The 17,120-nt window shown below is 36.7% G+C and carries 20 protein-coding genes; 7 read left to right on the forward strand and 13 right to left on the reverse strand.

From position 1 onward, the window contains the following. Positions 1–8: 8 nt before the first annotated feature. The 7 genes from AC1XUO_RS03310 to AC1XUO_RS03340 form a co-directional block, all read right to left on the reverse strand. On the reverse strand, positions 9–1,310 hold the full coding sequence (locus tag AC1XUO_RS03310; protein ID WP_483328329.1) for a restriction endonuclease subunit S: 1,302 nt from the start codon (positions 1,308–1,310) through the stop codon (positions 9–11). Further along, positions 1,307–2,512: an N-6 DNA methylase gene (locus tag AC1XUO_RS03315; protein ID WP_483328330.1), complete on the reverse strand. Its 1,206-nt coding sequence runs from the start codon at positions 2,510–2,512 to the stop codon at positions 1,307–1,309. The genes AC1XUO_RS03310 and AC1XUO_RS03315 overlap by 4 nt, the downstream gene beginning before the upstream one ends. 115 nt (positions 2,513–2,627) lie before the next feature. Then, positions 2,628–4,160, reverse strand: a complete 1,533-nt coding sequence (tnpC, locus tag AC1XUO_RS03320; RefSeq protein WP_483328331.1) for an IS66 family transposase — start codon at positions 4,158–4,160, stop codon at positions 2,628–2,630. Positions 4,161–4,241: 81 nt separating this feature from the next. After that, on the reverse strand, positions 4,242–4,583 hold the full coding sequence (gene tnpB, locus AC1XUO_RS03325; RefSeq protein WP_483328332.1) for an IS66 family insertion sequence element accessory protein TnpB: 342 nt from the start codon (positions 4,581–4,583) through the stop codon (positions 4,242–4,244). Position 4,584: 1 nt separating this feature from the next. Then, complete coding sequence (tnpA, locus tag AC1XUO_RS03330) at positions 4,585–4,893, reverse strand: IS66 family insertion sequence element accessory protein TnpA (protein WP_483328333.1); 309 nt, start codon at positions 4,891–4,893, stop codon at positions 4,585–4,587. A gap of 16 nt (positions 4,894–4,909) precedes the next feature. Beyond that, positions 4,910–5,278 carry a type I restriction-modification system subunit M N-terminal domain-containing protein gene (locus tag AC1XUO_RS03335; protein ID WP_483328334.1) on the reverse strand — a complete coding sequence of 123 codons (369 nt, stop codon included), beginning with the start codon at positions 5,276–5,278 and terminating at the stop codon, positions 4,910–4,912. 174 nt (positions 5,279–5,452) lie between these two features. Next, a complete protein-coding gene (locus AC1XUO_RS03340) occupies positions 5,453–7,219 on the reverse strand; it encodes a tetratricopeptide repeat protein (protein WP_483328335.1) in 1,767 nt (588 codons plus the stop codon). Positions 7,220–7,369: 150 nt separating this feature from the next. Between AC1XUO_RS03340 and AC1XUO_RS03345 the strand changes: the two genes are divergently transcribed. From AC1XUO_RS03345 to AC1XUO_RS03370, 6 genes are all read left to right on the forward strand, one after another. Beyond that, positions 7,370–7,843: a hypothetical protein gene (locus AC1XUO_RS03345; protein ID WP_483328336.1), complete on the forward strand. Its 474-nt coding sequence runs from the start codon at positions 7,370–7,372 to the stop codon at positions 7,841–7,843. 94 nt (positions 7,844–7,937) lie between these two features. After that, on the forward strand, positions 7,938–9,071 hold the full coding sequence (locus AC1XUO_RS03350; RefSeq protein WP_483328337.1) for a hypothetical protein: 1,134 nt from the start codon (positions 7,938–7,940) through the stop codon (positions 9,069–9,071). A 24-nt stretch (positions 9,072–9,095) separates the two neighbouring features. Next, positions 9,096–9,986, forward strand: a complete 891-nt coding sequence (locus AC1XUO_RS03355; protein WP_483328338.1) for a hypothetical protein — start codon at positions 9,096–9,098, stop codon at positions 9,984–9,986. 18 nt (positions 9,987–10,004) lie between these two features. Further along, a complete protein-coding gene (locus tag AC1XUO_RS03360; RefSeq protein WP_483328339.1) occupies positions 10,005–10,718 on the forward strand; it encodes a Cthe_2314 family HEPN domain-containing protein in 714 nt (237 codons plus the stop codon). 40 nt (positions 10,719–10,758) lie between these two features. Beyond that, the gene (locus AC1XUO_RS03365) at positions 10,759–11,775 is read left to right on the forward strand and encodes a hypothetical protein (RefSeq protein ID WP_483328340.1); all 1,017 of its coding nucleotides are present in this window, start codon (positions 10,759–10,761) and stop codon (positions 11,773–11,775) included. A 56-nt stretch (positions 11,776–11,831) separates the two neighbouring features. Beyond that, positions 11,832–12,566, forward strand: coding sequence for a hypothetical protein (locus AC1XUO_RS03370; RefSeq protein ID WP_483328341.1), 735 nt, complete (start codon positions 11,832–11,834; stop codon positions 12,564–12,566). 183 nt (positions 12,567–12,749) lie between these two features. On the opposite strand, the gene AC1XUO_RS03375 is transcribed toward AC1XUO_RS03370, so the two are convergent. After that, positions 12,750–13,229 (reverse strand): hypothetical protein, encoded by a 480-nt coding sequence (locus AC1XUO_RS03375; protein WP_483328342.1) that lies wholly within the window; start codon positions 13,227–13,229, stop codon positions 12,750–12,752. Between the two features lie 327 nt (positions 13,230–13,556). Here AC1XUO_RS03375 and AC1XUO_RS03380 point away from each other — a divergent pair, with 327 nt between their 5' ends. Continuing rightward, a complete protein-coding gene (locus AC1XUO_RS03380) occupies positions 13,557–13,937 on the forward strand; it encodes a hypothetical protein (protein ID WP_483328343.1) in 381 nt (126 codons plus the stop codon). A gap of 239 nt (positions 13,938–14,176) precedes the next feature. Here the strand turns inward: AC1XUO_RS03380 and AC1XUO_RS03385 are convergent, their stop codons facing one another. The 5 genes from AC1XUO_RS03385 to AC1XUO_RS03405 form a co-directional block, all read right to left on the reverse strand. Beyond that, a complete protein-coding gene (locus tag AC1XUO_RS03385) occupies positions 14,177–14,413 on the reverse strand; it encodes a hypothetical protein (RefSeq protein ID WP_483328344.1) in 237 nt (78 codons plus the stop codon). A 79-nt stretch (positions 14,414–14,492) separates the two neighbouring features. Then, on the reverse strand, positions 14,493–15,452 hold the full coding sequence (locus tag AC1XUO_RS03390; RefSeq protein ID WP_483328345.1) for a DUF3871 family protein: 960 nt from the start codon (positions 15,450–15,452) through the stop codon (positions 14,493–14,495). Continuing rightward, positions 15,433–16,263, reverse strand: coding sequence for an AAA family ATPase (locus AC1XUO_RS03395; RefSeq protein ID WP_483328346.1), 831 nt, complete (start codon positions 16,261–16,263; stop codon positions 15,433–15,435). Before AC1XUO_RS03395 ends, AC1XUO_RS03390 begins: the two co-directional genes overlap by 20 nt. Before the next feature lie 75 nt (positions 16,264–16,338). After that, entirely contained in the window at positions 16,339–16,671 is a 333-nt protein-coding gene (locus AC1XUO_RS03400; protein WP_483328347.1) for a hypothetical protein, read from the reverse strand. Between the two features lie 226 nt (positions 16,672–16,897). After that, a complete protein-coding gene (locus AC1XUO_RS03405; RefSeq protein ID WP_483328348.1) occupies positions 16,898–17,092 on the reverse strand; it encodes a helix-turn-helix transcriptional regulator in 195 nt (64 codons plus the stop codon). Positions 17,093–17,120 lie beyond the last annotated feature (28 nt).

A 17,120-nucleotide genomic window follows, 5' to 3' on the forward strand; every position in this document is an offset into this window, starting at 1 on the left:
GGTTTTATTTAGGCAATTTCGAGTTCAGATTGAAATACTCTTACTTTTCCAGTAAGTAATTGTTGCATCAATCCTTTTTTAAGTTCTTGATAACTTGCTTTTTTTTGTACTAAGTTTTCAATTTTACAATCGATACATGTAAGAATTGATATGATTTGAACTTGTTCAGACAACGGGGGCAATGGTATGAGTAAACTATCAATAATGCCTTTGCTTAAATTAGGTTGACCTGACCCCTGAGTTAAACTGAGAAGTTTTGGAGTTGATTGTTTTAAAAAATGGTATATAAAATCATCTAACAAATCTTGCACCTTTGACTTTACAGCTAAAACAGCTTGATTACTTGATGCTTGAATAACCAGTTTTCCGACATTTCCCGCGGTAGCACCATAGAGAGCTACCAAGATAGACCCTGATTCAATAATTCTTGCCGAACTTTCAGCAATAGCCTTTTCAGTTATACTTTCCTCTGTCTTTGTAATTGTGACTTGATTTACCTCACCAGATTTCACCCAAGGTATTGTTCCATTCTCGAAATATTCCAACTTACTTCGCAACGGTGTTCCACCCGCAAAGGATCTTGTATAGTTCCCTAATTTACCTACCTCCCAACTTTCAGGAATTTCACCCAACACAAAATCCTGAAACTTCGTATGACCAATACCACGTGTCAGCAGTTTTTGCATTAAACCTTTTTTGAGTTCACGGGTTTGGGTGATTTGTGCATCAATGACTTCTATCTTTTCATCAACCGTGCTGAGGATGGTTGCTATTTTTTGTTGTTCAGCTTTATTTTTTGGAACAGCTAATGGTATTAGTTTAAGGTCATTTAAACCAATTCTTGCTCTTGTACTTCCAGTACTTTGAGATTCCACTTCATTCCTAAAATAAGTTGAATTTAACGCTTGAAAGATGTACTCATTATTGTATTTTTTGTGATCTACGGAAAGTCTAATTCCATCGGAACACATAACAAACCTCTTATCGAAGTTTGGAATTTTACAACATCTTGCAACAGGTGCCATCTTTGCAAGGATAATTTCACCAGGATATATATTGCAGGATTTGAGTTCGTTTGCTTTTTCTTCGGAAACATAAACAGCTCCTTTATCTATAAACTCCCCTTCTCCGATATTTTGTAATTGAAGTACTCTTACACCCGAGTTAGTATAATTCTCAGATTTCAAGTCAGATCCAAATGGACCACCAGTAAAAGAATATCTATCACCTTTATTTCTTAGTTCATAAAGAGGTACGAGTTCCCAATCTTCTGGAATGCTGTTCAATTCATTTTTAAATCCTTCTCTCATAATCCAACCTCCATTAAAAAAGCAAATAATTTTTCATCAATTTCCTTTTCTTTTGCTTCCAATTCAAGAATGGTATTTTTCACCTGATGCAAATCGACTTCCTTTTCCGCTTCACTGGTATCAATGTATCTGCTGATATTCAAATTATAATCATTCCCTACAATTTCTTCCAAGTCGACAATCCGTGCATACTTTTCATTTGGAATCTCTACCAGGTTAGTCGTTACAAAATGATCGTAGGTAGATACGATTTTGCTGATATTGGCTTCTACTAATTCATTCTGGTTTTTACCTTCCTTGTATTCATTACTTGCATCAATAATCACCACCTTATTTTTCAGGTGTGCAGCTTTGTTTTTATTGATGATCCAGATACTTGCAGGAATACCCGTGTTGTAAAATAAAGCAGAAGGTAATCCTACAATACACTCTACTAAATCTGTTCTTAACAGTTTTTCTCGAATAGCACCTTCTGTTCCACTTCTAAACAAAGTACCATGAGGTAATACAACACCTGCTTTACCATCCAATTTTAATACTGCAATCATGTGTTGCAAAAATGCTAAATCTGCATATCCACGAGGAGGAATACCAAACTGGAACCTTCCATACTCATCTACAACTTCCTTTTGATAATTAGGAGTAAGTTTCTTTTCTTTTCCATCCTTATCAACTTTAACTTCCTGACTGGTTTCAGCACGTATCCACCAACCATCCTGTGAAAATGGAGGATTTGCAATGACCCTGTCAAACAGCATTAATTCATTATGCTCATTCCTGTGTTTAGGATCGTTTAGGGTATCACCTTTACGTAGATCTGCATCATTATAATTGTGCAGCAACATATTCATTTTACCAATCGCCCATGTACCAAGATTTTTCTCTTGTCCAAAAAGGGAAATGTTGATGTTGTTACCAACTTTTCCATCTGGTAATTCCGCAACATATTTGGCAGATTCAATGAGCATACCACCACTTCCACAAGTAGGATCATATACCTTTTGTTTTGGTTGAGGTTTTATAAGACGTACAATCGTTTGTACCACTCCGCGTGGAGAATAAAACTCACCACCTTTTTTACCAGCATCATCTGCAAATTGTTTGATCAGGTATTCATAAGCGTCACCTAATAAATCCGGAGTATATAAATCCTGATTTTTAAGACTGTATTTGTTAAAATGACTTAGTAGTCGTTGCAGCACTTCATCACTAAGTTTTTCCTTATCTCCGAATTTGGTAGAAGTAAGTACACCTTCGAGGTTGTTTGTATCGCTCCGACAAAACCCGTGTTGCTAATTTGGTAAACGTAATTCTGGGTTAATTTTCGAGATTTCTGAACTTCTCCCAGTTGTTTGGTAGCAGTTGATAAAGATCTTTATGTTTATGGGATTGTATTCTTTCAAACACATCTGTCAGCCAGCGTTGCTCATCAACACCATTCTTTTTGCATGTTGCCATAAAGGAATACATAGCAGCTGTCATTTCTGCTGCCTGGTGTGAACCAGCGAATAAAAACGATTTTCGTCCAATTGCTATTGGCCTGATTGCATTTTCCGCTAAGTTATTATCAATCTCAATTTGCCCATGAAGTGCATAGGCACTCAGTCCTTCCCAACGTGGTAAGCTGTAAGCAATAGCCTGACCCAGGGGACTTTTAGGAATAACTAACGGAAGCTGCTGAGTCATCCACTCCTTTAATTCCAAAAGAACCGGAACCGACTTTTCCTGTCTCAACTTTGTTTTCTGTTCCCAATCCAATTTTTCTTCACGCATTTGCTGCTCCAGAGCGTAGAGTACCTGCATGCATTCAAGCACATAAGTCGATCTTTCTTTATCGTATTTAAGAGCGTCTACGAATTTCCTGCGGGCATGCGCCATACAGTAGACCAAAAGAATGTTAGGATGATTGCCAAAAAGCTTTTCGTACACAGAATAGCCATCCACTTGCAGTATACCGGCATATCCTTCCAGCATCTGTTTAGGTCCGCTTTGGTCGCGGCCTTTCCGGTAATCAAACAGCGTCAACTTATCACAGGGGGCATTATATATCCATACATAGCCTTGATGGATCCCATTTTTATGGTCTCTATCAAGCACTTTCAACGGCGTCTCATCCAACTGTAAATACTTTTGATTCAGAACCAGGAGTTTTAAAAGCTCCCATAAAGGGGTCAGGTGCTGCCAGCCTTTCATGATCCAGTCAGAGGCTGTGGATGCAGGAACATTTACTCCTAACCGCCTGTACTTGTCAATCTGGCGGTGAAGTGGAAGGCCAAATACATATTTGTCTACAACCATTTGGGCGATGACTGCTTCGGAAGGGATACCCTTTTCGATCACACGATCCGGAAGTGATGCGGTTATAATGCCCTCACCATTAGCACGGGCATATTTGTAACGGATATATCGCTTTACATAGAACTCAGCAGGAATCAGATCCAAAACCTCTGTGACTTCTTCTCCGATGATAGTGCAGCCGGTAACATCTTCTGTGGGTTCAATGATAATAATTTCACGGCGTAGGTTTTCCGGAAGCACCATTCGGCCTGCTCCTTTTTCACGTTTTTTAGCTGGCGCTTTTTCCTTTACAACTTCAACTGCCTGCTGTGAAAGCTCTTCCTGCTGATGTTGGTCGGTACCCAGTTCAAAGAGGTCGATCTGGTTTACGTCCGTGTGGACGCCGGCCAGTTTCTCATTCTTTTTTCCGAATATGTACCGCTTGTATTTATCAAGTTCAAAGTTCAGCTCCTGGATCTGCTGATCCTTTTCGGATATTAATTCCAGCGACTTTTTATGCGCGGCAAGTGCCTGCTCATAGAGTAATTTATAGTCCGTCGCTGTATCTTCCATTACCCGAAGATAAGGCATAAAAACTAGCTATACAACCTTATGAGGCACTTTTTTGTGGCTTTTTCTGCCTGATTTATTGACCTAATTCACCCGTTGATATCGTTTTCTAAGGCGAACCGAATCCAGCATTACACCTTGCAGAAGAAGTGTTAACTGCTGGCTGGTGATGGATATATCTTCACCTTTTGGCCATTCAAAAGTACCTTGTTCCAGTTTTTTGACATACATGGCAAAACCATCCCGATCCCATTGTAAGAGTCGGATCTGATTAAGTCGTTTGCCCAGAAAAACGAAAACATCACCACTTGACGGATCAAAGCCCAGTTCATTCCGGACCAGGCCAGCCAGGCTATAGATGCCAAAACGCATATCTGTCGGACTCCGGTACAAAAAGTACCGACAGCTGTGAGATAAAGCCAGCATATTAAAGAATGAGCTTCTTGATAAAAGAAGCGTCAAGAGATCCGAACAGCTCTATACGCGCTCCTGATGGAAAAGTAATTGCTGCCAGAGCTTGTTGGTTTTGCTCAATTACATCTGGTTGTTGAATTGGTATCTGGCTGAACCCACGGGTTGGTTCGACGGGAGCGACATTCTTGCGGCGGAATTTTTTAACCCAGTAATTGAACTTATGGTATCCCATACCATTTTGATTGCAAAAAGCCTGTTTGCTTATGCCTTGCGTCTGCCACTGATCGTATAGCTCACGCATTTTTTCTGTCTCATTTTTCATGAAACAAGATTACGAACTATGCGGATATGTTAAAATATGGGTTTATCGGACGCATACGGTTGTTTAGACCTTTGTTATTGTCGCGTTCAATCGCTGCAAATGCAATGTCCAGAGCAATACCAATGTTCTCGGTAAACTTCTTTATTTCATCCCAACGAGCTTCCTGAGGTACCTTGAAGTAAGTTTCATCCTCAGCATCTTCACGTGAAATACCATCACGTTCCATGATAGCATCTACCTCTTCGGCATGGACATCATTAACACGCTTCAAGAAAAGCAAACCAAAGATGTAATTCTTAAAATCGGAGCTGTCAATGCTCCCACGCAATATATTAGCAGAATCCCATAACCAGGATTCCAGGGTTTGAAGGTCAAGTTTTGACATTGGAAAATTTGAGCGGGTACAATTAATCAAAAAAGCGCAAAGATACCGGAAATTACTTTTCGCTGGTGGAGATTTCGGGTTTTAAATTTTAGCAACTACCGTTAACTAAGTTTACCCAACCAAACCAAGTAGATGTATATGGGGGGATGTTTTGGTTGGGTGGGAAAGTTTTTATTAGTCACTTATGCACACGACATTTTTTTGTTTAAACTGTCCAATAACATCATTTACTGTATTTAAATTATTTCTTGCGTCCGAACTTCCTTGGAGTCTAACTGCTTTTTCAAAATAGGGTTTTGATTTTTGAAATAGTCCACAAATCTGACCTTCAGTTTTCTTACCTTCTCTTTGATATTCTACCATAGTCATATTATCAACAGTACGCTTAATTCTAACAGCATCGTTAAAATATAATACTCCTAAATTGTATATAGCATCATAGTTAGAAGAATTGATGCTCAGAACTCGATTATAATTAAAAATCGCCATATTTTTAGCAGTTGCAATTTCAGCTTCTTTAGTTGCAATTTCACGATTCATACTTTCTATATTCGAACCATATGGACTCGTTGAGCTTATTGAAAGTTCTCTTTCTATTTCTCGTATCCTCAATAATGACTCTTGACCATTGGCATATACATGATCTCTTTGACGTTTTATATCACTTGCACCTGGTTGTTTCTGGATTAATTTATTAAGGCGTTTCACTTCACCCTCGTAAATTTTAAACTTTTCTTTTTCACGTTCTAACTCGTCATTTCTCCTAGTCTTCGATCTAAATTCTGTTATCTCATCAGCTAATTTAGAGCACTTGTTGTCATAGAGAATTCCAAGATTAAGAAGGTTCTGAATGTTTTTGGGATTGGATCTCGTTAATGCTAAAAGTTCGTCGATTGCTTGATCTCCTTTCCCTGACGCAAGCAGTATGTTTACTATCTCCGCTTTAAGGTCTGAATTACCGGGAGAACGGTCCAACCCAGTTTGAAGTGTATATATCGCTTGATCAAAATTGTTATTGTCTTTGTGTATTTTTGCTAATCCATAAAATACACTCGGATCTTTTCCCCCGCCATACACGTATCTATTAAAAAAGGCAATTGTCATATCCAATTTATTTATTTTCTGTGCTGATATTCCCGCATAAAGTGCAGCAGTTGTATCCTTGTGATTATTATCACTTGCATACTGGAAATATGTTAATGCTTTCGAAATCTGCTGCTTCTGGTAATATACTGCTCCCTGCCTTATATATTCTTCTGATGTACGTTTGCTTATGGAAGCTGTTGGAGAATAAGAAACTTCACTCTCTTCGATAGGTAAACTTTGCTGAGGTGAAAGCGAATTAGCCTCTTCCCAACCCTTTGCAATCGCGTTTAATCTCTCTCTTTTAGGTGGATGAGTTGCAGAACCTTCAATGGATTGTAATTCTTGAATTGCTGCTTGCGATTCTTTAAGTGACGCACCTAATCTTCTCAGAACAAAACCAGAAAATTTATCTGCTTGCAACTCGTTTGAAGGACGACTTCCCGTACCATCTAATGTATGACCTTGAAGATGGTGACCAATTTCATGCGCTAAAATACTTCTCGCAGACCAATCTGTACCTGTCCTAGTTTGAACTCTGGTCAAAAAAACTTTATCATAAATTATATACCGTAAAGAACCAGCTTCTCCCGGCAAATTAACAGCGACACAGTTATCTATATTCACACATTCCATTATAATAAAATTCCTGTCTAAACCGACTTGACGCAGAATATTGTCAATAGTTTTCTCTGCAGCAGCATTGGAAACATAACTTGCTTGATCACATATATCCCGCGGATTTATATTGCGACTGCTACCGTAATAGGAACAGATGGTAGGAGTCCTTTGACCAAAAGCTATGAAAGAGTGAATAAATAAACAGCAAACAGCAATTAGGTAAAAGTTTTTATTCATTGTGTAATTTGATAGCAAGTGAGGAAATAACAAAGTAAACGATTCGAACAATAAGTTTACTGCCGTTAACTAACTTCATAAACTTAAACCAGTAGATGTTTGTGGTAAACTGTTTTGGATGCGTAGCTTACAAACTAATAACAATTAATTATGTCCACAATTGAAGCAAGTAATTATTACCGTTTTGAAATATTAGGTGAAGGAAATTTACAGGAGCTAGTCATTTTTTATTATCTGGCAGATGACGATGAAGAACGTAAATACGGGATACCTATTAATGGAATAGGTGACGTCTTAGATGATTCTCATGTGTCCGAATGGATAGCTCAACTTTATAATAAGCTTTGGGTTTCGGACAATATGTTATATGATTTGGCAAAGCAAATAAAAATACTGTCTCCCAAAAACAAAATTGACTGGGTCAAAACATTCTTCATGGTTGAGAAGTACAACTATCTGAAACAGAATGTAGAACAGGAGAACGAAATTGATTCTTCAATTTCTGCTTTCGCAATTGTTAGGTCAGAAATTGAACGTTCCCGAGAACTTGCAAGTGATACAGAGTTCAAACAGAGACTGACAGAACAGATAACTGATCGACTTAAACGTGAAAAATTAATATAGAGTATTCATGTAATAGCATAACTACTCACCTTCGATAAACAATTGTGTGGTCAGGAATGGTCACTTATTTAATTTTAGTTAAGCCTCCTCAAAAATGAAATCCCTTGACGAAATATTAAACTGGGCAAAGAATTTTGATGCTGACAAATACTCTACCAAAGTCTACCAGGAACTAGTGCTTGACGGTAAATACCATCCTTCAAAATTTGCAATTATGGGTGCATGGAAAACTGGTTGTTTAAGAAAAAATAATGATGGTCAAGAGTATTTAGATGAAAATAGTCAATCATATTCTTATACACTAAGATGGGATGATAATACACCTGTTAGAAAGAACACATGGGTTTATATCAACGAAAATATCACTGAAATTTTTCCGCAAATACCTACAAAGTGCCCATTAACTGATGAACCAATTATACTAAGCACGTTAAAAAGCAGAAGTGGTTTTGGATTTATATGGGGTTTGTTCACGCTGCATTGCTGTTATCCTCTTGAATACCCGTTGTATGATCAGCATGTTTACAGAGCATTCAAGAAAATTGAACCGGATGGAAAATCTTTGCCACTTCAAGCATCATATCAATGGAAAGATTATGTAGCGTATAAAGGATTCTTCGAAAATATGCTTTCCCAATATGGTGTGGATCATTGGATTTTAGACCGTGCATTATGGTCTTATGGAAAATGGTTGAAGCAAGGTATTAAAATTAAAAAAAATAAAGAGAAGATAAAATTTAAACCAGTTAACAAAGCTAAGTTCCTTGAAATGACAGAAGATCAAAATTGGAAGCAGGAATATACTCTGGGTAGTCGAAAGAAACCATTTTTATCGAAAATAGATGAAAGTCTAAATTTGACGATTCTGAGACGTTTTGTAAATAAACGAACTGATGTAATTTCTACATTCTCATCAGAAGATTTAGAAGAAATTCAAACTTACATGAAAGATCAGAATTGGACACCCTTAGCGAACAGTGTTTCTAACATGCAAAATGGCTCAGAAATACTTGGTTTAGGATCTTTTGTGTATAACAGCATTAAAGGAAATACAACTTTTGCTCAGTCAACAAGTCAATTAGCTGCCATATTCGTTACTGCTGGAATATGGGAGATTGACATGAAAATTGTTGGTAGTCAAGTAAATAAAAGGATGGTTTTCAAGTTCAGAGATATAGACTGGAAGGAAGCGCTTATTGAATATTACATTGAAGTGGACGAAGAATAATCTTACCCTATAACCATTTTCCATATGAATCTTTGGCGCATAAATCTGAAACCAGCAAACAGAACTGGATATGATTCAAGAAAACACTGTTTGGATAATAAAATTGTAGGTATAGGTTGGCCACTCGATAATATAAATGAATCTATATCATCGGAGACTTATGAAACTGCTGGAAAGATCAAGTATCCTATGACAACTTCAAGAGGTTGGTCAAAAGCATGGAATGCTATTCATTATAAAATGCAAATTAATGATTTAGTATGGACGAGAACAATTGATGGGAATTACTTTTTGGGTCGTATTACTAGCGAATGGAGATATGATTATTCAACTGATGCAGTCAACAATGATATCGCCAACATTAGGGACTGCGAATGGATTGAAGTAGGTCTTGTTGACAAGGTCCCAGGAAGGGTAATTAGAGCTTTTATGTTATCCAGTACTTTACAAAGAGTTGGGGGTGAAGACACCATAGCGTATTCACAGCAGCTTTACAATAATCTGTCAAACACTACTTTTTACCAACCAGAACTATCCTTAGAAAAAGATATTTTCTTTCTGTTATCTCCCGATGACTGTGAAGATGTCGTTGGATTATTCCTTCAGATAAAACATGGGTATTTGCTGATAGCAAGTACATGTAAAAGAGATACTGTTGGGTACGAATACGAATTGATCCATAGGATTACGGGTGAAAAAGCGGTTGTACAAGTTAAAAGTGGAAACATTGCTCTTAACCGAAATGACTTTTCAGGCATTGACGCGAATGTTTTCCTATTTACTACAAATCAAGAGTATTATGGAGAAAAGCAGGACAATATAGTATGTCTCGACTCAAAAGAACTAAAAGAGTTCATGTATGAATATGCTAATTTACTTCCAGAAAAGGTGAGGTTTTGGTTAAAGGTATCATAATTATTAAGCAGAACTCAAATGACAGAAAAAGTGGTTTGGAACGCATCCGATTTCAATTATCCATCCAGTGATGAAATAAAACTAGCATTTGAAAATTATCCCAAAATAAAGAATTTTGGTTTTCCATCGATAAAGTCTTTACAAGAGATTCTGATCGAAGGTAGAAACATTGAAGAAGTAAGTCGCGAAGAAAATCTTAACATCTGGGATCTCTGTCTTCTCAATAAGTTCGGCAAACTTTACACTTCTTACATTAATGCTATCGCAAATTTTAATCGAGGGATCTCAGATACTAACGAATCCTCGGAGAGTAAAAATGGTATAAATGAATTCCAATTTCATTTTTATGCTGAAATCTTTTATTACTATTTTTTTTCTGCCAGAGATATAATTTTACAGATCATAAATGTTTATTATTCCTTCAAAATTCCTGAACGAGACGTTAATTTCCAAAAGGTTGTCAATGAGATACCAGACGTTGAAATCAAGAGGCTAGTGAAGGAATTTGGTGTAAATATCAAAGATGCCAGTTTAATTAGAAACAACTTTACTCATAATTTCACAATTACACAGGCAGATCACAGATCGGTAATCAAAGGGAAAGATCAGAAAAAAATATATGAAAGTGGTACCGGGAATTTTACCACAGCAGTTTCAATCAGAGAAAATATGGAAAGTTCTCTATTGACACTAGCGGATTTTGTCCATAAGATCCAAGAGATGATGAAGTAAAGTTATTGTTTACTAAGAAAATGTACTGTACGATTATTATATGGACGACCATAAATTTATCTTGTTTGACCCAAAGGCTAGAACTGGTGCAGTTAGTGAAATGTCTCTTCTGATTACTAATCAAATATTTAAAGATAAACCATTATCTATAAAGAGATGGAGGGATTATAAAGGGTACCATAAAATTAAATGGAATGATCAAAACAAACAATCGCAAGAAAGTCTTCCTGTCAATTACTTGAAAATAAGCGAATTTATTAGAGCCAATGGATACTTCAGCTATGATCATTTTAATCTTCCGCGCATTGAATGCTTTTGGCTAGATCATTCGACGGATATAAGTGTGAACATGCATTTACACGATGATACTATACCAACAGGTTTTGGAATACAGGACAGTACGTCACAGCAGCAATATGGCAAGAATTATCCCATAAAGCCTAGACTTATACGTGAAGGTCAGTCTTTTACAACTTTACAACCACAATTACTTGGTCGAATAATATCCTTGCGTAAACAATTAATTGAAAATTCAAATTCAGCATTAGAGGTGAGTTGGTTTTTTGATTTTAGGTCCTTGATAAATGATGCAATTTCATTAGTAGATATAACATTGAATCAGATATATATCAAGGCAGAATATGATCCTTTACCTCATTGGAAATTTAAAATAGAAAAACTAGGAGGAAGAATCAACAGAAGGTTTGAAGACAAGCTCAAGTGGATTTACCAGATTTCCGGAAAGAACTTGGATGCAGAATTACATATGACCAATATTGATAATTTACGTATGCTTCGTAACCATTTGATGCATTTTGATCCACCGTCCTTAGTATTTACTGTGGAAGAAGCTACCATTTGGTTAAATCAATTAATTGATGTGGGATACTTGTTAATTAAAATACGTCAAGCTATTGGTGTGGAAATCTCTCTTCCGCTTATTCATTTGATTTTACAAAGGAATGCATTATTTAATCCTCTTCCACACTCGGCCGTGAGACTCCCGATTAATCGAATTGATGGAGATTACGCGAGCTCAATATGGAAGAATAAATAATTTCAATATTGAAGTGACTTATTTGATTTAACTATAAATAGACAATATCGGATTAAATGGTAACGAAAATTGATGCAAACAATATTTACTATTTTTACAGCTCCTTTGCACAAGCAATTGCCGCTTTTGTTGGATTATTAACTGCTGGATTTATTTTTTCTCATGATCGAATTCTGAGAGGAATTTCTGACGATGAAACAATGGAAGAAATACAAAATGAGATTATAACCCAGAATTACAAAAAACTTAAGTGGCTGTTTATACTTACAGGTATCGCAATCAGTTTGAACTTATTTGTCGTGTATTTCAACGGTTACGATCTAGGATTTTTTAATGTAACCTTTCAAATTGTCGTTGCTATTCTAGATTTTTTTACTCTTTATCTTGCAATAAATTTTGTGCTATCTACCACAAAACCTAATAGAATCAAAACTACCGCGAAAAAGTTAATCGATGAAAATGAAAAATTGTTCCGAGTTGATATCGGAAGGGTAGTTAGCCTTGAGAATTTTGTAACAAGCTTTATTAAATTAGAAAAGTTATTAAGACAACTTGCTATTAATAAAGAGATAATCTCACCGAGTGATTCTGCCCGTCATACTCCCTTAGTAAAAATTATTCGTTTGCTTAAAGATTTCAGCTATATAAACGCAAATGAATATAATACCCTTATTAAATTAAGTAAGGTTAGAAATCTAGCAGTTCATGGTAATATAGATGAAGTTGAATCAGATTATATTGAGGAAATAGAAAAAATCGAAAGGGAAATCAGAGTAAAGATAAATACCTGATTTTCTCACTATATAAGAACTCAACCAAACCAATCTCTAAATATGGATCAATGGAATGGTTGGGTTCTTATCATATCGCTCGCTAAGAATATACCGTTGACCGTTTACGGTGAGTAGTGAGGGAAAGTGCGATTCTTAATACATTTTCAAATACTTGCGACCTGTATTAATTAATGCAAAATTTTACCTAACAAAATCTGAAAAATCCAGAGATCCTTCCATGTATCCCTTAAAAATTAATACATCAAGATTTTCTAGAATCATGGTACAAATGAAAGCAGTTCCTTGTGGTTTATAAATTTTTTGAAATCTTACAGATGCTGTGCCGGATTTGGAATCATACGTGTTTTTATACCTCCATCGAAATGAAAATACATTACTTTCATATTGAGTTTTCGTTTCTCTTGCAACCCGTTGCGTAACTGCAAATAAGCGTCCATAGCTTTGGCTATTTGCTTTTTTGGACATAATATTTGTCATACTTAGACTTCCATCAACAGAAGTGTAAAAAGCAATATACCCGTCATTTTCAAGATATGTTTCAGTTACATCGACGTTGTTAATCTTTGCATCCGTAATTACAAATTTTCCTAATGTTTTTTGTTGTCCCAATACTGCTGTGAATGACATAAATGAAAGAAGTATGACTAGATACCTTTTCATTTTAGTTTTTGAGTATGATGGAATGTGTTGCTCTTGCGTTATTCCTAATTTGTTATTCTCATAGTATGAAACAACTGTGGATTTGAATCGAATTTTCATAATTGATTTAAAGGGTTACTTATTTGACACCTATGCTAATTTTTACAAAAGAACTGAACAAAACCAAACCCAATATAATGGGTTAGTGAAACGGAATTTTATAATTTGCAGAATGATTGCGAATCCTTCCACGTTTATGCAAAAAAAGTCTACTTATATCTGGTTTACTAATGATGTTTGGTTGTAATAACCAACAAAAAAATTACGAGTTAGAACCGAATTGACAAATTGGAACAAGAGAATAAAACACCAAAAGAGACATTGACCCGTACTACACAACCTTCAAGTTCTGAGGATGTTAAGAAGTTCGAGTCTTCTTCAAGCAATTATGTTTTCACCCGACTTATTGTAGAGCAGGAAGAGTATGCAACACCGGATGCTTACACGAAAGTACCTGTTGAGCGAAATTACTGTTCAATGATAAAAGAATATGCGAACGTTGATAGCGATTTAAAATACCGGCTTATGGATGAAATTCAGTCAAGATACCTTTCCTCTCCAGTAGTTCAGCTAAAACATGGAAAAGTAAAGTCGAGAGAGTGCTTTGTATTTGCAACTTATGAAGAAGCTAGTAAGAAGCGTGAAGAGTTCATAATCGATAAAGAGTAGCAATATGTATTAATTTTTACTTGAAGGTCGAATTATCACCCAACCAAGACAAATTGCCATATATGAGAATTGTTTTGGTCGGGTGATCAGAAAATTAAAAATTCACCGTTTTCCGCGTATCATGGACTTTTCCTCATAGCATTCAACCAGTAAAGGTCTTTAAATAGCAAAAGTCCAACCGCGTAAAAAAAGATTGCATTGAAAAAAGGTAGTTCTTTTAGTCTTTATGATCCGGAGTTTCAGGAGCTGTCAATAGTAAATAAGTAGTGTGGGAGTGCTGTTCCCTCAACCACAAAAAATATTTCGTTTTCCGGGGTTTTACGTACCATTTCAACCATTAAAAGCTTGCTTGGAACTACTTCGCTTTGAAAGATTGAATCTACCACGAAAGGACAGAACAGTCTTTTGAGAACGCCTGACTCATCAACAATAAGCAAGGAAAACGGATCAATGTAATGGAGATCGACCTCTTTCATAACTTAAAATGATTAGTTATTAAGTAGGAAAAAATGTGATAACTGAATCTGGTTATGAACCCTGGTAATACAATTTCCATCAGTTCAAAAACCAGCTCTGACTGCCATTATCAAATTCATCAACCAGATTGTAGACGAAACCTGAGGCATTTGCAGAACGTTGTAGAAATCCATCAATGTAGCTTGATTTGTTCGCACCCGTAAAAAGATTGTACACTTTCCAGAGGTTTATTGACCCGTCGTCGCTTTTACAAAAGGAATGATCCATGTAATAATCTCTGGCAATGGTGCTGATTTGGGAATCCCCGAAGGATAACGGAGTAATTTCTTTCCGAGCAGCTGTTCGTAAATACTGATATAGTTTACATTTACCAACCAGCGTGGCGAATTGATGTTCGGAAAGGGAGTAGTTGGGAAATTTACTAAGAAGTTCAAGTTGTCTGTCGAACATAAAATTAACCAGTAATTTTTGAAGTTCTCTGGAGAGCTGTTCACTATTTTTCACCCGAACGTCAGCTTTTAGTCCATCAGTCCATACACATAAATTTGTGCAAACTTGGTTTTTGAAACCAATAAAGAGTTTGAAATGCTCGTCAGACCCCTTCCGATTGGATAGATTGTCCTGGGCGTAACTTTTGACACCACCAACGGTAAGATTCAAAACGTTTCCGTCAACAGTCTCGCGAATCGATGGGATTTCTATCAAAAACATCATTCGTTCATAATAGATCGTCTTTTCCCACTCTTCGAGTTGGTTTGCCGGTTTATCTTTCGCGTTTGGAATTCTACCTTTTATTGGATGTGAAACCCGAATATTTGCCGGGGTTATAACTTCGTTTTTATAGAAGTCTGAAACAACTTCTTCCGCAACGTGAATAAAGTCTGCATGTGATATCAAGGGTTCGTTATCTTTCGTAAAAACAGGTATTAAATGGTTCTTTTCCATTTCCGGTAAAAACAGCGGAATTGTATTTGCCTCGATAAATGAGCTTACTGCGGAAAGTTGGAAAACCGGATTGTCAATTGTTAATGTGTCCATTGTGAGATAAAAGTTGTTGTTTTCGAACGTTAAAATGATTTAAAAGGGATTTTTGATATAGCGGATGCTTCTCGAAAATTGTTTTCAATGATGGGATATCCTCACATTCCTGGATATCAGAAAGTAACTGACTTTCAACAGCAAGATCTTTTTCACACCATTCTCTTATCAGTTCCCCGGTCTGAGAAGTAATCACAAACTCAGGTTTGTCTGCAAACATTTCAGTACGGTCTTTGATTGCAGTGGCACAATGTTTCATAGAAAGCTGAAATACCAATGTCAACTCGTAATCCATGTCATCTCGCTGAACGGGTTTCATACCAACTTTTTCCGGAATATGCTTTCCGTTTCTTTCTGTCAGAACATATGCTTGTTTTGATCTTAGCGTACATATTATATGTACATCAGAATAGATTATGCTTTCTACGAAAGTTTGATGTCGCGGTGTAAATTTTGACCAGTTGGTGTAACTATTACCAGTCAACTTGGAATGTTCCTGGAGAATGTTTTGCCACTCTGAAGAGATTGAATCAATTATCACTACATCCATCCCCGCGTTTATACAGGTCTGGATTGCTTCTTGAAACCGTTCAGGTGTACATGGAGGAGACAGGGAAAGAATACTAAAAGATCCCAGGTCGGAATACAACTCGGAGCTTTTGTTCTCCGTATCTATGACGGCTATTTTAGACCAGTCATTTGTAATACCAAAAGCGACTAAAAGAGCTGACTTTGTTTTTCCACTACCACTTGGACCCTGTATTCCAATTTTGACTTTGACATTTTTGCGATGTGCTTTATACAGTTGCATAAGTCTGGTTTTAAGGTAAATAAAAAAAGCAGAGTCTAAGTGACCCTGCTTCAAAAATCTTTTGTTACTAAAATTCTAAGCAAATACTGCTTGCTCAGGTGTACTTGCTTCTACTGGCATGTATTCATATCTGTGTTGACGTGTAATAATCTCTCCCGATTCCGGAATTGTGAATTCATAGGGTTCACATTCCACTTTCCCAATTGATCCGGGAATTTGTTTACCAACCATTGCTTTACATACTGATTCTGGAAATGTTGAGCTCATTGAACATTTTTTGGTAGTGACGTAATAGCGTCCGGTTTGAGACAAAACAATCTCCGGGTCGTCGCTTGTAAGCTCCAAAGAAAAATACTGACTTCCATCCTGAGATGATGTACGCGCTGAATAAGATGTGATTGTGAGCATGATGATAGCTTTTATAGTTATGGATTATGTATTGTTCCCCGTCCATCCCTCATGTTATGTAATATTATATAAAGAAGTTCATGGGGGGATCGGTAGACACCAAACTAAGCAGGGCTAAGGAACCAGACAAGGTCTTCACCCCTGGATATATAAAGAGGGTCAGTTCCTAATCGGTGGGGGGGTATTCGCAACGACAACAAAAAGGGGGGGTGAAAATTGAAAGTACCTAGTCTGAGTGGGTAAAGTCGAATTCAAATAGGTTTGCAACAGAAATGTTTAACGCTTTTGAAATTGCATATGCGGTGCTTATGGTTGTATTTACCTCACCACGTTCGATATTACCAATTTGATTTTTCGACAGTCCTGCGAGGTCATATAGCTCCTCCTGACTCAGATTTTTCTCTTCTCGGAGTCTTCGCACGTTTGATCCAAACGCTTTTAGGTAGTTG

The organism is Dyadobacter sp. HNCC25DJ186 (genome assembly GCF_056895235.1).

Excerpts from the sequence above, each read along its gene's own strand:
- AC1XUO_RS03310 (WP_483328329.1), bottom strand. The coding sequence starts at position 1,310 with ATGAGAGAAGGATTTAAAAATGAATTGAACAGCATTCCAGAAGATTGG.
- tnpC (WP_483328331.1), bottom strand. The coding sequence starts at position 4,160 with ATGGAAGATACAGCGACGGACTATAAATTACTCTATGAGCAGGCACTT.
- tnpB (WP_483328332.1), bottom strand. The coding sequence starts at position 4,583 with ATGCTGGCTTTATCTCACAGCTGTCGGTACTTTTTGTACCGGAGTCCG.
- tnpA (WP_483328333.1), bottom strand. The coding sequence starts at position 4,893 with ATGAAAAATGAGACAGAAAAAATGCGTGAGCTATACGATCAGTGGCAG.
- AC1XUO_RS03335 (WP_483328334.1), bottom strand. The coding sequence starts at position 5,278 with ATGTCAAAACTTGACCTTCAAACCCTGGAATCCTGGTTATGGGATTCT.
- AC1XUO_RS03340 (WP_483328335.1), bottom strand. The coding sequence starts at position 7,219 with ATGAATAAAAACTTTTACCTAATTGCTGTTTGCTGTTTATTTATTCAC.
- AC1XUO_RS03345 (WP_483328336.1), top strand. The coding sequence starts at position 7,370 with ATGTCCACAATTGAAGCAAGTAATTATTACCGTTTTGAAATATTAGGT.
- AC1XUO_RS03350 (WP_483328337.1), top strand. The coding sequence starts at position 7,938 with ATGAAATCCCTTGACGAAATATTAAACTGGGCAAAGAATTTTGATGCT.
- AC1XUO_RS03355 (WP_483328338.1), top strand. The coding sequence starts at position 9,096 with ATGAATCTTTGGCGCATAAATCTGAAACCAGCAAACAGAACTGGATAT.
- AC1XUO_RS03360 (WP_483328339.1), top strand. The coding sequence starts at position 10,005 with ATGACAGAAAAAGTGGTTTGGAACGCATCCGATTTCAATTATCCATCC.
- AC1XUO_RS03365 (WP_483328340.1), top strand. The coding sequence starts at position 10,759 with ATGGACGACCATAAATTTATCTTGTTTGACCCAAAGGCTAGAACTGGT.
- AC1XUO_RS03370 (WP_483328341.1), top strand. The coding sequence starts at position 11,832 with ATGGTAACGAAAATTGATGCAAACAATATTTACTATTTTTACAGCTCC.
- AC1XUO_RS03375 (WP_483328342.1), bottom strand. The coding sequence starts at position 13,229 with ATGAAAAGGTATCTAGTCATACTTCTTTCATTTATGTCATTCACAGCA.
- AC1XUO_RS03385 (WP_483328344.1), bottom strand. The coding sequence starts at position 14,413 with ATGAAAGAGGTCGATCTCCATTACATTGATCCGTTTTCCTTGCTTATT.
- AC1XUO_RS03390 (WP_483328345.1), bottom strand. The coding sequence starts at position 15,452 with ATGGACACATTAACAATTGACAATCCGGTTTTCCAACTTTCCGCAGTA.
- AC1XUO_RS03395 (WP_483328346.1), bottom strand. The coding sequence starts at position 16,263 with ATGCAACTGTATAAAGCACATCGCAAAAATGTCAAAGTCAAAATTGGA.
- AC1XUO_RS03400 (WP_483328347.1), bottom strand. The coding sequence starts at position 16,671 with ATGCTCACAATCACATCTTATTCAGCGCGTACATCATCTCAGGATGGA.